At 57.8% G+C, this 12,752-nt stretch carries 12 protein-coding genes, 1 tRNA gene and 1 pseudogene; 6 read left to right on the top strand and 8 right to left on the bottom strand.

Annotated features, from left to right (window positions below):
* Positions 1 to 6: 6 nt before the first annotated feature.
* Positions 7 to 1,226 (top strand): IS3 family transposase gene (locus M5C71_RS33360; RefSeq protein ID WP_248769692.1). Its coding sequence is split into 2 segments (ribosomal slippage): positions 7 to 352 and positions 352 to 1,226, totalling 1,221 coding nucleotides; the frame shifts between segments, so codons are not numbered across the junction.
* 505 nt (positions 1,227 to 1,731) lie between these two features.
* A pseudogene (locus tag M5C71_RS33355) lies at positions 1,732 to 2,585 on the top strand (IS5 family transposase).
* On the opposite strand, the gene M5C71_RS33350 reads toward M5C71_RS33355, so the two are convergent.
* Entirely contained in the window at positions 2,530 to 2,784 is a 255-nt protein-coding gene (locus M5C71_RS33350) for a chorismate mutase (protein ID WP_248769691.1), read from the bottom strand. The pseudogene M5C71_RS33355 and the gene M5C71_RS33350 sit on opposite strands and share 56 nt — an antisense overlap.
* Positions 2,785 to 3,105: 321 nt before the next feature.
* Between M5C71_RS33350 and M5C71_RS33345 the strand changes: the two genes are divergently transcribed.
* Positions 3,106 to 3,798 (top strand): M24 family metallopeptidase, encoded by a 693-nt coding sequence (locus tag M5C71_RS33345; RefSeq protein WP_248769690.1) that lies wholly within the window; start codon positions 3,106 to 3,108, stop codon positions 3,796 to 3,798.
* Here the strand turns inward: M5C71_RS33345 and M5C71_RS33340 are convergent.
* The 6 genes from M5C71_RS33340 to M5C71_RS33315 form a co-directional block, all read right to left on the bottom strand.
* Positions 3,795 to 4,130: a hypothetical protein gene (locus M5C71_RS33340; protein ID WP_248769689.1), complete on the bottom strand. Its 336-nt coding sequence runs from the start codon at positions 4,128 to 4,130 to the stop codon at positions 3,795 to 3,797. The genes M5C71_RS33345 and M5C71_RS33340 overlap by 4 nt on opposite strands.
* Positions 4,127 to 5,107, bottom strand: coding sequence for an integrase domain-containing protein (locus M5C71_RS33335; protein ID WP_248769688.1), 981 nt, complete (start codon positions 5,105 to 5,107; stop codon positions 4,127 to 4,129). Before M5C71_RS33335 ends, M5C71_RS33340 begins: the two co-directional genes overlap by 4 nt.
* An 895-nt stretch (positions 5,108 to 6,002) precedes the next feature.
* The gene (locus M5C71_RS33330) at positions 6,003 to 6,332 is read right to left on the bottom strand and encodes a hypothetical protein (RefSeq protein ID WP_106805413.1); all 330 of its coding nucleotides are present in this window, start codon (positions 6,330 to 6,332) and stop codon (positions 6,003 to 6,005) included.
* A gap of 1 nt (position 6,333) precedes the next feature.
* Positions 6,334 to 7,668: an integrase arm-type DNA-binding domain-containing protein gene (locus tag M5C71_RS33325; protein WP_248769687.1), complete on the bottom strand. Its 1,335-nt coding sequence runs from the start codon at positions 7,666 to 7,668 to the stop codon at positions 6,334 to 6,336.
* Between the two features lie 172 nt (positions 7,669 to 7,840).
* A tRNA-Thr gene (locus M5C71_RS33320) sits at positions 7,841 to 7,916 on the bottom strand.
* A gap of 56 nt (positions 7,917 to 7,972) precedes the next feature.
* On the bottom strand, positions 7,973 to 9,439 hold the full coding sequence (locus tag M5C71_RS33315; protein ID WP_248769686.1) for a PLP-dependent aminotransferase family protein: 1,467 nt from the start codon (positions 9,437 to 9,439) through the stop codon (positions 7,973 to 7,975).
* A gap of 166 nt (positions 9,440 to 9,605) precedes the next feature.
* Here M5C71_RS33315 and M5C71_RS33310 point away from each other — a divergent pair, with 166 nt between their 5' ends.
* Genes M5C71_RS33310 through M5C71_RS33300 form a run of 3 tightly spaced genes read left to right on the top strand, consistent with a single transcriptional unit; the run spans position 9,606 to position 11,177 of the window.
* The gene (locus M5C71_RS33310; protein WP_248769685.1) at positions 9,606 to 10,082 is read left to right on the top strand and encodes a carboxymuconolactone decarboxylase family protein; all 477 of its coding nucleotides are present in this window, start codon (positions 9,606 to 9,608) and stop codon (positions 10,080 to 10,082) included.
* Entirely contained in the window at positions 10,072 to 10,524 is a 453-nt protein-coding gene (locus M5C71_RS33305) for a GNAT family N-acetyltransferase (protein ID WP_177103209.1), read from the top strand. Before M5C71_RS33310 ends, M5C71_RS33305 begins: the two co-directional genes overlap by 11 nt.
* Complete coding sequence (locus M5C71_RS33300; protein WP_248769684.1) at positions 10,521 to 11,177, top strand: NAD(P)H-dependent oxidoreductase; 657 nt, start codon at positions 10,521 to 10,523, stop codon at positions 11,175 to 11,177. Before M5C71_RS33305 ends, M5C71_RS33300 begins: the two co-directional genes overlap by 4 nt.
* Before the next feature lie 302 nt (positions 11,178 to 11,479).
* On the opposite strand, the gene M5C71_RS33295 is transcribed toward M5C71_RS33300, so the two are convergent.
* Entirely contained in the window at positions 11,480 to 12,691 is a 1,212-nt protein-coding gene (locus M5C71_RS33295; RefSeq protein WP_248769683.1) for a methyltransferase, read from the bottom strand.
* Positions 12,692 to 12,752 lie beyond the last annotated feature (61 nt).

Raw genomic sequence — 12,752 nt, 5'->3', positions numbered from 1 at the left:
ATGTTTATGACTAACAGCAACGATAAGGGTGGCGAGCTGCTCGGCCAGGAACGCCGACGCCGCTGGAGCACCGACCAGAAGCTGGCCATGGTTCGCGAGAGCCTTGAGCCTGGACAAAGCGTGTCCGTGGTTGCCCGGCGCAACGGCATCAACGCCAACCAGCTGTTCCTGTGGCGCAAGCTGTACCAGGACGGAAGCCTGTCGGCGGTTAGTGCTGGCGAGGCCGTGGTGCCGGCGTCTGAGCTGAGCGATGCACTCAAACAGATCCGCGAATTGCAACGGATGTTGGGCAAGAAGACGATGGAAGCGGAAGTCCTCAAAGAGGCCGTGGAGATCGCCCGGTCGCGAAAATGGATTGCGCACTCACCCTTGTTGCCGGGGGACGACCAGTGAAACTGGTCAGCGAATGTCTCGGTGTGTCGCGCTCGCAATTAACGGTTCGAAGCAAGCAATCGATATCGCCCGTCGCACGGCGACGCCGGCTTGTGAACGATACGGAATTGGTCGCCGAGATTAAGCAGCAAGTCAGCGAACTGCCCAGCTATGGCTACCGTCGCGTCTGGGGCTTGTTACGCCGCGAGCGTGAAACCCAGTCGTTGCCACCGATCAACGTGAAGCGGGTTTATCGTGTCATGCGTGATCACGACCTGCTGTTGGCGCGGCGTATTAAACAGCCTGGCGTACCGCGCCGGCATGAAGGCCGTATTGCCGTGAAAACCAGTGATACACGCTGGTGTTCGGACGGCTTTGAGTTCCGTTGCGACGATGGTGCAAAACTGAGCGTGACCTTTGCCCTGGACTGTTGTGATCGAGAGGCTATCGGCTGGGTTGCGAGCCCGACCGGCTACAGCGGCGATGACATCCGAGACTTGATGTTGGAAAGCGTGGAGAAGCGTTTTGGCGACCAACTGCCGAACACGCCCGTGCAGTGGCTGAGCGATAACGGCTCGGCCTATATCGCCGAGCAGACCCGTTTGTTTGCCCGCCAGATCGGCTTGCAGCCGGTGACCACGCCGGTACGCAGTCCACAAAGCAACGGTATGGCGGAGAGTTTCGTGAAGACGATCAAGCGAGATTACGTGACGCACATGCCCAAGCCAGATCGAGAAACAGCACTGCGCAATCTGACGATTGCCTTCGAACATTACAACGAGCAGCATCCGCACAGCGCGCTGAAATATAGGTCGCCGAGAGAATTTAGGCGCTTGGCGGCGGCATCAATTTAACGGGGAATTGGTGTCCGGTCTGGTAGGGGCAAGTCCAGTGTCCAGCCAGCTGGATTGTGCTGGGAAGATAGGGGCGAGAAGTGTAAATAGTAGTTCGAGACTCGCCTGTGGGTACTTAGGCCATGGAATTGGCTGTTTGAAAGGTCGCTACTCGGCGGAAAACTGCTGGCGGCGATCATAAGCTTGCTCCAATCAGCGACTCAACGGACATTATCCATATACTGATTTGAAGGCCATCTTCATGCACCTTCTGACGCTGCGGGGCGTGAGATTACCGAGCTGTTACCTCACCGCTGGGAATCCACCATCGGTTGCTTTGCAGCCTATTTCAATGTGCTTTCTCGGATGGTTTGATGATTTGCCACGACTTCGTCTATGACGGCTCTGAAGACTTTCTGAGTTAGCTCGATACTAGGTTCTGTATGAAAACCTTTGAAACCCCATCGCGGCCCCTGACGGCCTGAGTTTCCGTAGAGTTCTTGCCATTTAGGCGAAGGACTCTGCCATGCCCAAACGATACGAACTTTCCGACGCAGACTGGGAGATAGTCGCTGATCTCTTTGCTGAACATCGGCGCACCGGACGCCCAAGAGTCGACGACCGCTTGATGCTCAACGGCGTGTTGTGGGTGCTTTGCTCCGGTGCAGCATGGCGGGACATGCCTGAGCGATTTGGGCCTTGGTCGACGGTCTATCAGCGATTTCGAGACTGGCGAAACCAGGGCACCTTCAACAAGATGCTCAAGCGGCTACACGTCAAACTTAATGCGCAAGGCCTGATCGACCTGAATACCTGGTGCATCGACTCAACGGCAGTGAAAGCCACCCGAGCCTCTTCCGGCGCAGGCAAAAAAGGGGGGCGCAAGAACCAGCGGACCACGCACTTGGATGAAGTCGGGGTGGGTTGACGACGAAAATTCACATGGTCTGCGACGCCCGAGGCATACCGCTCCACTTCACCCTCTCTGGTGGGCAGGCAAGCGACATTTCACATGCTCAACCGCTGCTCGATGGTGTCCACATCCCCTCTGGTCGAGGTAGGCCACGCAAGCGATGCCGCTGGCTCTTGGCAGACAAGGGGTATGACGCTGACTCGTTGCGCCGGTACTGCGATCGTTATCGAATGCAGCCGGTGATTCCCCTGCGGGACATGAAGCGCAAGCCAAAGCCCGGCTTGCCGCGTCTCTTCGACAAGCCCAAATATCGGCAGCGGAATGTAATAGAGCGGCTATTTGGTTGGCTTAAGGAACACCGCCGCCTGGGAACACGCTATTGCAAGCTGGCGGAAAGCTTCGCAGCGATGGTCACACTGGCTTGCTGGCGGCGGTGTCTACGACATTTCTTTTCGTACAGTGCCTAACCCCGTAACGTGCAGCTAGGACGGAATACCTTTCGGCTTGCGCGGCTTCGCGAGAAGGATCCACAGCTTCCAAGTTCTGTGCTGCCTTGATAGTGCCAACCTTGCCAGTAGCGACAAATCTCAGCGCGAGAATCCTGATGACCTCTTCATCCAAACTATCAATTTCCGCCCTCAATCTCCTCAACTCATCGCCGCTCATGCAGGTTGCCTGAAGTCTTTAGTAGTCGCGGTTGAGTGTAACGATCTCTAGATCGGCCTTTGATAATGCCATCTCCTGAAGGTCGAACGGAGGGATGGCGGGATGCTTATCTGGGGTTTGCGGAGCGGGCTAGCTGACGTTGCCGGGCGCGTACTGATAAACGGGCTCCCATTGATTCCGCAATAGATTTGTGCCCCAACTGCTCTCGAGAGGTAAGTGTATTGCCAATACACCTTGAAACGAAAGCTTCGTTACCTTTTGTTAAGCTGCTCAACTCAAGCGCCTGCGTGGCTAACGAAACCGACGATAGAGGCCCCATCCATGCCTGCGCCGCTAAATCTACCCGTCCAAGCTGCTGCGAAATCCGTCTTAGCACAACTCGTTAATCACATAACACCAAACTCCACTGAAGCATCTATCGTAAGAATCGCAGCCGATATGCTCACGCAGTTGGGATATCCAGATACTTGGTATTACGATTGTCCGGCATTCGTTTTGCTCGGATCCCGCAGTCTGGCCTCAGTCTCAGGTCGGGACTACCAACCAAGCGAAGAGGCGGTAGGTTTGCGAAATCTTGTAACAGTCGATCTCAGCCCCCGATCAGGCACTGTGTGGGGTGATTGCGCACGTTCATTTTACGTCGAGGATGGTATATGTCGAACGATGCCACTTGGTGATGATTTCACTAGAGGATATGTGGCGGAGCAAAGTCTACATGACATCATGCTGCGGTTTGTTCACCCTGAAACCACCTTCAACGACCTGTATGAGTTAGCTAATGAGTCGATAATTGATGCCGGTTTCGAGAACCTCGATTTTCTTGGCAACGTTGGTCACAGCATTTGCGAGCGACGTGATCAAAGGCTTTACATTGAGTCGGGCAACAATCGCCGCCTGGGTGAGGTGACCTGTTTTACATTTGAGCCCCACATACGTTTGAGAGCCGGTAAATGGGGTTATAAGCATGAGAATATTTACTACTTCGACGATGACGGAGCACCATGTGAGCTTTAAAAATTATCGCCTGAAGCAGCTACATTCTCGGCGATGTGGTCGTACCCTGGCTTCCGTTCGCGTTTGAAATTCCAAGATTTTCCTAGGCGCAGAGTGATCAGACTTGTGGTAAGCAGATAGTAGTAGTGGGTCGATTTCGAGTTTGAGTTTATGTGGTGATTCAAAAACCAAATGAGATGTTTTCTTTGCCATGACCATGGGTTACCTCGGTTCCAGCGTTCAGAAATAGCTGCTTGAATAGTCTTGGCCTGGCGGATGTGTCGTTCTCGTGTGGTATGTGCTCCAGTCAGCACTCCAGCCAAGAATATCTCCATATCGAATGGTTTACTCATACCCGACCGCCGATGTACGCCGATACCACGTCGATTCGACCGTGCCCCAGCTCATAGCTGATTTGTAATCGTGCCTCTCGATCAAGGCGCGGATCGAGCCGCCTGCTCCTGCCACCGTTGATGGGCGCTAGGTGGTGGGTGATCTGTTCATAGCGTTCGCACGCATAGGCCGCGCGCAGTTCGTGGAAGCCTTTGAGGTGGTGCGTATGGAGGATATCTCGGGCGGGGCGTACGACACTCGGTTGGAAATCGAGATAGCTCTCGTTCGGTGCAAGCAGGTTGCGGCTGCCGTCGGGCGAGACCTGTTCGGCAAACCTCAGTGCGTCACGAATATGATCGTCTACCCTGATCCAGCGAGGTGCCGACGCACCTGAGCGGCCACCTTTGGTGCCATCTTGGATGTTGATCTTGCCGTATTGTTCGGCCTCACGTTTTAGACGCGGTAGGTCGGCCAAAATGGCCTCGCGCAAGCGCATGCCGGTGGCACGCGCCAACTGCGCAATGGCGGCGGCGCGGGGGTACTGATTTTCGCAGAGGGCGTTTACGGTCCGCTTAACTTGTTCGCGGTCTTGGCCCTGCGGCACCGAGCGACGAACACTGGTTCGCCGCATTCCCAGCGCCTTACTCGGACTCGAGACCTTCACATACTGATCACCGCGAAGCGCGGCCATGGTCCGATTCACACTGGATAACCGGTTTTGCGCGGTGGCGATGGCGAGCTCACCTTGTTCAACTTGCTGACGCAGATGTCCGGCGTAGTCCAGCAAGGTCTGCCGATCAATTTGTCGTGCATCGTTAAATCCTGGCCCATTCTCGGAGCGACACCAGCGTACAAACGCCTGCCAGCGATCACTGTGCGCCTTGACCGTGCCGTGGTGCCCGCCGCCAAACAGATCGCGCAATGCCCGCGGCCCGGCATAGCTCAACTGCCGACCATAGCCAAAATTGCGCCCAGCTCGTCTACCGACCAATCCCATGACCAAACTCCTCTCGAAGCCAAACCTTTAAAACCATCCCCACGTCGTCCCGCCAAGAATGTTGAGTGTTATCAGGGATCAAGGCCCCTGCGACCTGTGAGGGTTGTCCACTACGCGGGACTGGCGGCTCTTTACGACCGGGAGCTTGGGCATCTCATGATCTGACCTCCTGAACACTTCCGCAGAAGTGGGCGGGTGGAGGCTGCACTGGCTGACGAGACCGGCGTCGCGAGATCCTGAGTCGGGTGAAGGCAGCGAGGCGATGACTGGGGTATGCCTGACTGTCAGTCAGGTGCAGTCCATTCCGTGGACTGCGGCACCATCATCTGCATCGCTGTTGCTGGTGACTTCGGTGTTTGTCACGCCGATTGTCACGAGGGGGAATGCCGCAAAGCCTTGTACGAGTTGGGCTGCAGCAGCGGTAGGAGCGCCCGTCTCTTTCCGGGAGAAAGAGACGGGCGCAGGTTGGCGCAAGGAAATGGCCAAGCGGACAGGTTGCTGCAGGGCAGCTATGAAAGGGAATGAGTTGCCGCAGTGGGCATGCTGGTAAAAGTAGGCATCCATCACATCGTTGTGACCGTGCGAGCCGCCGGACGCTAATCGCACTTTGGGAGAACCGCCACGGTGTGGCGTAGCCTTTAAGGTTCTGGCTACCTGGGTTGCTGTCAACGACAGCGCTTTGCCCGATCTTTTCTACTCCTGTAGATAATTTGGGTCAAGGTTCGATTTTTCGGGAGTTCTGCGGCTGTGGATGAAATTATCCACCGGTGGAAATCTGTGGTTTTCCACAGACAGTTGGGTGGGCTTTAGATTTTTTAAGTGAGGTCCATCCAAACAGGGCGGCTTTGCAGCCCTGTTTGGATGGACCCGCGTGGCAGAGCAGATTGCGAGAGTCTTACGGATGTACGCTTGCTTTACTGCGGCACTTTAAAAGCCAAAGCAGTGTCAGCACCGTCGGCCAAAACAACGTGTTGAGAATGTCGTGAGCGCTTGCCTGCCAACGCCAGTATCCGAAGCTTCCAATATCGTCTCGCCGATCTACCCACTCGCCAGCACACGCAATGATGAAAACAACCAGCCAGCCAATGTATGGTCTGAATCGTCGGGTGCCGACGATCAACGTTAAATAGACCACCATGCCCACATAGATATGCAGCGCGTCTTTTGACAGCCCGGTTGCCGACACGATGGCGAGCTTGATGCTTTGTGCGGTTGAGATATCCATGTCAATTCTTCCTTTCTGCGCCAGTGCCAGACTTCGCCTTCATCCGAGTAACGTTAACCCCAATCTGGTTGGCGAATTCGTGTGGAGTGACATGCTCTTGCCGGTTGGCCTCCAGATACCGACTCCACCAGTTCATGATCAGCCTGCGTTCCTCGATGAACTCAGCCTTGTGGATGTAAGCGGCGCGGACGTTGTTGCGCTCCTTGTGGCTCATCTGCCGTTCAATAGCTGTCTCCGACCACAGTCCTGACTCGATCAGTGCGCTGCAGGCCATCGAACGAAACCCATGTCCGCAGATATCGGTTTTGGTGTCGTATCCCATCGTCCGTAGCGCGTTGTTCACGGTATTTTCGGACATGGGTTTCCAGGGCTTGGCATCGCCTGCAAACACCAGGTCGAATTTTCCGGTGAGGGCGTGGATCTGTTCAAGCAGGGCTACGGCTTGCGGCGATAAGGGTACAAGGTGGATGTCCCCGGCCATCTTCGTCCCCCTTGTTGAAAAGGGTACTCCGTCCAACGCTGGACGAGTGTCAGGTATTTCCCAGGTGCCGCGCTTGAGGTCGAACTCGCTCCAGCGTGCGAAACGCAGTTCGCTGGATCGTACAAACACATGCAATGACAGCATCACCGTCAGACGGGTAAGTGCCCGGCCTTTATAGGTGTCGATCCGCTCCTGCAGTTCCGGCAGTCGCGATAAGGGTAGAGCGGGGCGATGGATCACCCGCGGGGCCTTGATCGAGCCTTCGAGGTCGTAAGCAGGGTTTATAGTGATAAGCCGGAGGCGCTTTGCCTCGCGCATGATGCTCTGCAGGTAGTTTTGTACCCTTAAAGCAACGTCTATCGTTCCGCGCTTCTTGATCGCTTCCAAGGGCTGCATAAGGTCATGGGTGTCGAGATCAACAATGGCGCGTGCGCCGATCAGCGGGAACACGTGGGTTTTGAGGCGGCTCATCACTGTTTTGGAATGGCCTGGTGCCCACTTGGCCGACATTTCCGTATGCCAGTCGAGCGCAACGCTTTCAAAGGTTCTGCCTTTGATTACGGCTTCCGCCTTGGCTTGGTGCTTGGTCTCTATAGGATCAACGCCATCCGCCAGCATTCGCTTGACTTCCAAGCGCTTGCGGCGCGCATCGGCGAGGCCAATGACGGGGTAGTTGCCGAACGAGGTCAGTCCTTCCCGTCCGTCAGGTTTGACGTAACGGAGCCGCCAGCCTTTGCGGCCATTGGGTTGGACTAGGAGATAGAGGCCATCGCCATCGAAAAGCTTGTAGGCGCGGTCTGCAGGTTTTGCCAAGCGGCAAGCTGCGTCGGAGAGCGGAGCTGTGGTGCGCGACATAAGGGTACTCCCTTTTATCGAAGTGACCTGTATCCCAAACTCTACCCTTAAAACGGTTGGAATCCACCAGTTTCTGACGGAAATCGATGGAACGCCAAAACGAAAAAACCCGCCAGAAGGCGGGTTTTTCGGGGGTTCCAGAGATTTTGAAAGCTTTCTATGGAACCTTGAATGGTGCCGGCACCAGGAGTCGAACCCGGGACCTACTGATTACAAGTCAGTTGCTCTACCAACTGAGCTATACCGGCGTGTTAGGGCGACGATTATAGCGATTGGCGAGGTTCTGTAAACCCCTGATATCTGACTATTTTTGCGAAGGTGGCGTTCTTGTGATCCGCCCATGCCGGCAACCCTGGGCTTTGTCCTGATCCGCCGACCGCGCCGCCTCGATCGCCATCAGCAACCGGTCCGCTATTTCAGCCGCCTGCTCGGCCGACGCCACGTTGGTAAAGGTCATCAACAACCCGCCTTCCTGCCCGGCCACCACCTGCCAGCGCGACAATGGCTCAATCGATAATCCCGCCGCCCGCGCCTGCTTGGCTATGCGGACATCCGGCACATCAATCAACACCCGCACCAGCAGATTAATGCCCCCAGCCTGCGGGTCGACCTTCAATATCCCGCTGCCCACCTCTTCCAACGCCTTGACCAGCAATGCCCGACGCATGCTGTACAGCTGGCGCATCTTCTTCAAATGTCGGGTGAAGTGCCCCTGACTCAGAAAGTCGCTGACCGTCGCTTGCAACAGTTCCGGGCAGCGATTGCGCCACAGTCGGGCGACCTGTTCAAAACGATCAACCTGTTCCCTCGGAACCACCAGATACGCCAACCGCAACCCCGGAAACAGCATCTTGCTGAAGGTCCCGGCGTATAACACGCGATCATGCACATCCTGGCTCTTCAGCGCGGGAAGTGGGCGGCCTCGATAGCGAAACTCGCTGTCATAGTCGTCTTCCAGTACCCAGCTCGACTGCACCTGCGCCCAATCCAGCAGCGCCTTGCGCCGCTCCGGACTCAACGCCACGCCCAACGGGCTTTGATGCGCCGGGGTGACCACCGCCAGTCGCGCCGTCGGATTCAGGCGGATACCGTGCTCCACCCGCAGACCGTCGGCATCCACCGGCACCGGCACCAGTTGCACACCGCGATTGAGCAGTATCTGCCGCGCATGCACATAACCGGGGTCCTCGAACCAGCAATCCTGACCTTCCATTTCCAGGCTTTCGCAGACCAGCTCAAGTACGGCGTTGTAACCGGTGCAGATAAACACCTGGTCCGGTGTGCACTGCACGCCTCGATACAGCCCCAGGTACGTGGCGATGGCCGAGCGCAGTGGTGCGTAGCCTCTCGGATCGCTGAAACCCAGGCCGGCGATATCGGTTTGTCGGACACGCTGGGTGATCAGCCGGCTCCAGAGTTTTCGCGGAAAAGCATCCAGTGCCGGAAGCCCCATTTGCAGGGGCAGCGGTTGATCCTGTTCGGTCGATTCGACGGTTTCCGTTGCTGGGCTCGGGATCGCTGTCACCGGCAGATCGAGGGCAATGACCGTCCCGGCCTGACCACGCGCCGTCAGGTAACCCTCGCTGATCAGCAGCTCATAAGCCGCCTCGACGGTGCCCCGCGCCAGATTGAGTTCTGCCGCCAGGGCGCGCACCGAAGGCACGCGATCACCGGGCCGCAATTGACCTTCATCGATAGCGCTACGAATGCGTCGATAGACCACCAGGTATTTGGGCAACCCCGGTTCAGTGGCGGCTTTGGCAATGGGCATGGGGTTTCCGTGGTCATGCAGAACGGACGCAGTTTAACCCCATGGCTGGCCCGATTCAGTAGCGCTCATGTCCCAAACGGCTTGCGCGATCTTGGCCCTGTCGGCCGGTTTCAACGCACCGCAGACTGCAACCCATGATTTCACCCACCTCAAACGGGAGCCAACCATGACTCAACGTCTCAATTACCTCGACGCCGCACCCCTGGGCTACAAAGCGCTGTTCGGCGTTAAAAGCTATCTGCAAAGCTGCGGGCTTGAACCGCACCTGATTGACCTGGTGTACCTGCGGGTTTCGCAGATCAATGGCTGCGCCTTCTGCATCAGCCAGCATTCCCGGGACCTGATCAAGCTGGGCGTGAGCCTCGACAAGGTATTGCTGGTGCCGGTCTGGCGCGAAGGCGGTGCGTTGTTCGACCGCCGTGAGTGCGCCGCCCTGGCCTGGGCCGAAAGCGTGACCCGGGTGCACGAAACCGACGTGCCGGACGAAGACTTCCAGGCCGTTTCCGCTGTGTTCGGCGAAAAGGAAGTGGCCGACCTGACCCTGGCAATCGCCCTGATGAACGCCCTTAACCGCGTCGGCGTCAGTTTTCGCTTGGTGCCGGCCAGCGTGCGCCAGCATGGGGAAACGTCCCATGGGCAATGATCTTGAATACGCGCTGGTCGAAAGCAAAGCCCAGTGCCGCGAATGTTTTGCGGTGATGCAGGAGCTGCGGCCGCATCTGACCGATGCGGATTCCTTTGTTGAGCAGGTTTTCCGTCAGGGCGAGCAGGGCTTTCGCCTGTTGGCGCTGCGCGAGCACGGGCAGGTGATCGGCCTGGCCGGCTTTCGGGTGACGGAGAACACCCTGTATGGGCGCTTCGTCTATGTCGATGATCTGGTGGTGACGGCTTCGCAACAGCGTCGCGAGCTGGGCGCCGGGCTGTTGGAGGAGGTGCGCCGTCACACGCGGGCCTTGGGTTATCGCTATCTGGTGCTCGACACAGGGATGCATATGCCGTTGGCGCAACGTTTCTATTTTCGTCAGGGGTTGTTGGCTAAAGGTATGCACTTTTCCCAGGATCTCAGTACGGGGAGAGCGGTATGAGCCGCGCCCTGTTGTTGAATTTCAGCCCCCATGGCAAGGCGGCTCGGGTTTATCGTTTGGCCGCTGACGTGCTGGGCGACTGGCCGGGCATCAGCACGCTCATGGATCGCCAACTGGGCGGTGAACCGCTGCCCGCCCTGACCAGCGACTATGCGTCGGCCGTGACCTCGGTAGCTGGCATGGACAACGTGGCCATCCATGCGTCCGAGCGGCAGATCGTCGAGCTCGAGACCAGCGATCTGCTGGTGCTGTGCACACCGCTCCACAACTTCACGCTGCCCGCCGCCATGAAGCTGTGGATTGATCATGTGGTACGTATTCAACGCAGTTTCGGGGTGAACGGTGCGGGGGAGAAGTTTGGTCTGCTCAAGGATCGCCCAACCTTTGTGCTGGTCAGTTCCGGGGGCTTGATTCAGGGCGAACAGGCTCGTCAGCCGGACTTTCTCACGCCTTATTTAAAGGCGATCCTCAATTCCATCGGCATTCATCAGCTGACGTTTATCTATCTGGAGGGCACTGTCCGTGGTGGTGAGGCGGTTGAGCAAGCTGTGTTGGCCGCTCGGGAGGCATTGCTGAGGGGGCTTCAGGCTAATACGAGAACCTGTTGGAGCCCGCTTGCCGGCGATGAGGCCAGTGAGTCTTGCATCGCCTGAGCGGACGCTATCGCCGGCAAGCCAGCTCCTACAGGGGGTTGTGGCGTTTTCAGAATGTGGAAAAAAGCGCGTTATATCTGTTGACTAAAACGCTTATGCACAAGTGACTGGTGGTTGGCGCGCTGAGAATGCAATTTTGTGGACGCGTTCTCATCACGCTGCAACTATCTGTTTTTCCGGTGCTTTATTTTGTGAACAAAAAATGATCAGTCAGCTTTTTGCTCTGTAGGCGGCGTTTTCAGGGCGTCTTCGGGAAAAGCATCAACAGACTTATCCACAGGCTGCGTCGTGCGCCAGGGCGGTCAATGGCGCTCTGCCAGTAGCATAAGATTGCGCGGCGTCAACGGGCTTTCGCAAAATAAGCCCAGGCGTACCGCATAGCCTTGCTCTTCGAGGAACAGCGCGCGGTCCAGCACCAGCCAGAGTTCCAGCGGGCGGCGGAACAGTCCGCGTAGCAGTTCCAGGTTGCGCACTTGCGCCAGTCGTTGCCAGCCTGCCGTTTCCAATTCCGCCCAATTCTGCTCGCCGACTGTGGATAACTCTTTGAGCGCGGCTAGGTCGTGGCAGTAATCGGCGAAGGGTTTATCGAGCCAGGCGCTGGGTAGCGAGGGGGTGGGCAAGTAGTCGCCGGTTTGTCGCAGACGGCGTTGCAGCAGGTCGAAGGCCAGGCGTCGGGCCATGGAGGTGTCGCGCTGGCGGCGGACCCGGGCACCGGCGGTGACGGTTTCGCTCAGGGGCAGGGCGAGGTCGTCCAGGGATAGATGCAGGGGCGAGGCTTGGGCGGCAGTGGACAGAGGTTGGTAGTTCGCGGTGCTGATGCGGTTGTAGCAGCAAGGGGCGATCGCCAGTTGGCGGCAGCCGGCGTGGCTGGCGAGTTGCATCAGGCGTACGTGGAGGTCGCCGCAGGCGTGGAGGGCGACCGGGGTATGCTCGGCGTTCAGGCGGGCGGCGGCATCAGGCGCTAGGACGTCTTGTTGCAGGTGTTGGGCCGGCAGGTGGTGGTGCTGGCTGAGCTGCTGGCCGCTGGCGATCAGGGCCGGGTCGTATTCCAGGCAGGTCAGGTGTTGGCCGGGTTGTAGTAGACGGCGGCCCAGGTGGCCTTTGCCGGAGCACCAATCTAGCCAGTGGGTGGGCGATTGGGCGAAGTCCAGGCGGCCGGCGAAGGCTTCTATCTGTTGCCATTTGCGCCCGGGGACGTCGACGTTCAGGCGATGGTTTGCAGGGGCGCGGGCACTGTCGGGGAGTGTTCCGACAGTAGCCAGTGCCTGGGATTCGGCAGCCAACGCGGGAAACGGCGCGGGGGCGGCGAGGTGTTCCGGGTGGTTGTGGCTGGCTTCGGCATCGTCGAGGCTGCGTTGGCGTAGCCAGGTGGCGAGTTCCGGGTGTTGGCTTTCCCACGGCAGATGCAGGTGGGTGAAGGGGCGTGGGCGCCATAGGTGTTGGTGCGCCGAGAGGAATGCGTCCAGGGCCTTGAAGCGGGTTTGCAGGGTGGGGCCTTGGGGGAGGGTGGGCATGCTGCGGGTTCCGGGGTGGCATCTTTGCGGGTAAGCGCCAATGTAAAGCAATCACGCGATA

The sequence above is a fragment of the Pseudomonas sp. MWU12-2345 genome, from assembly GCF_023242385.1.
Classification (GTDB): domain Bacteria; phylum Pseudomonadota; class Gammaproteobacteria; order Pseudomonadales; family Pseudomonadaceae; genus Aquipseudomonas; species Aquipseudomonas gingeri_D.
Note: the sequence above shows the minus strand (reverse complement) of the source record. Positions and strands in the feature narration are given on the sequence as shown.

Coding starts and splice junctions, on each gene's coding strand:
- M5C71_RS33350 (WP_248769691.1), bottom strand. CDS start 2,784: ATGAGCGGCGATGAGTTGAGGAGATTGAGGGCGGAAATTGATAGTTTG.
- M5C71_RS33345 (WP_248769690.1), top strand. CDS start 3,106: ATGCCTGCGCCGCTAAATCTACCCGTCCAAGCTGCTGCGAAATCCGTC.
- M5C71_RS33340 (WP_248769689.1), bottom strand. CDS start 4,130: ATGAGTAAACCATTCGATATGGAGATATTCTTGGCTGGAGTGCTGACT.
- M5C71_RS33335 (WP_248769688.1), bottom strand. CDS start 5,107: ATGGGATTGGTCGGTAGACGAGCTGGGCGCAATTTTGGCTATGGTCGG.
- M5C71_RS33330 (WP_106805413.1), bottom strand. CDS start 6,332: ATGGATATCTCAACCGCACAAAGCATCAAGCTCGCCATCGTGTCGGCA.
- M5C71_RS33325 (WP_248769687.1), bottom strand. CDS start 7,668: ATGTCGCGCACCACAGCTCCGCTCTCCGACGCAGCTTGCCGCTTGGCA.
- M5C71_RS33315 (WP_248769686.1), bottom strand. CDS start 9,439: ATGCCCATTGCCAAAGCCGCCACTGAACCGGGGTTGCCCAAATACCTG.
- M5C71_RS33310 (WP_248769685.1), top strand. CDS start 9,606: ATGACTCAACGTCTCAATTACCTCGACGCCGCACCCCTGGGCTACAAA.
- M5C71_RS33305 (WP_177103209.1), top strand. CDS start 10,072: ATGGGCAATGATCTTGAATACGCGCTGGTCGAAAGCAAAGCCCAGTGC.
- M5C71_RS33300 (WP_248769684.1), top strand. CDS start 10,521: ATGAGCCGCGCCCTGTTGTTGAATTTCAGCCCCCATGGCAAGGCGGCT.
- M5C71_RS33295 (WP_248769683.1), bottom strand. CDS start 12,691: ATGCCCACCCTCCCCCAAGGCCCCACCCTGCAAACCCGCTTCAAGGCC.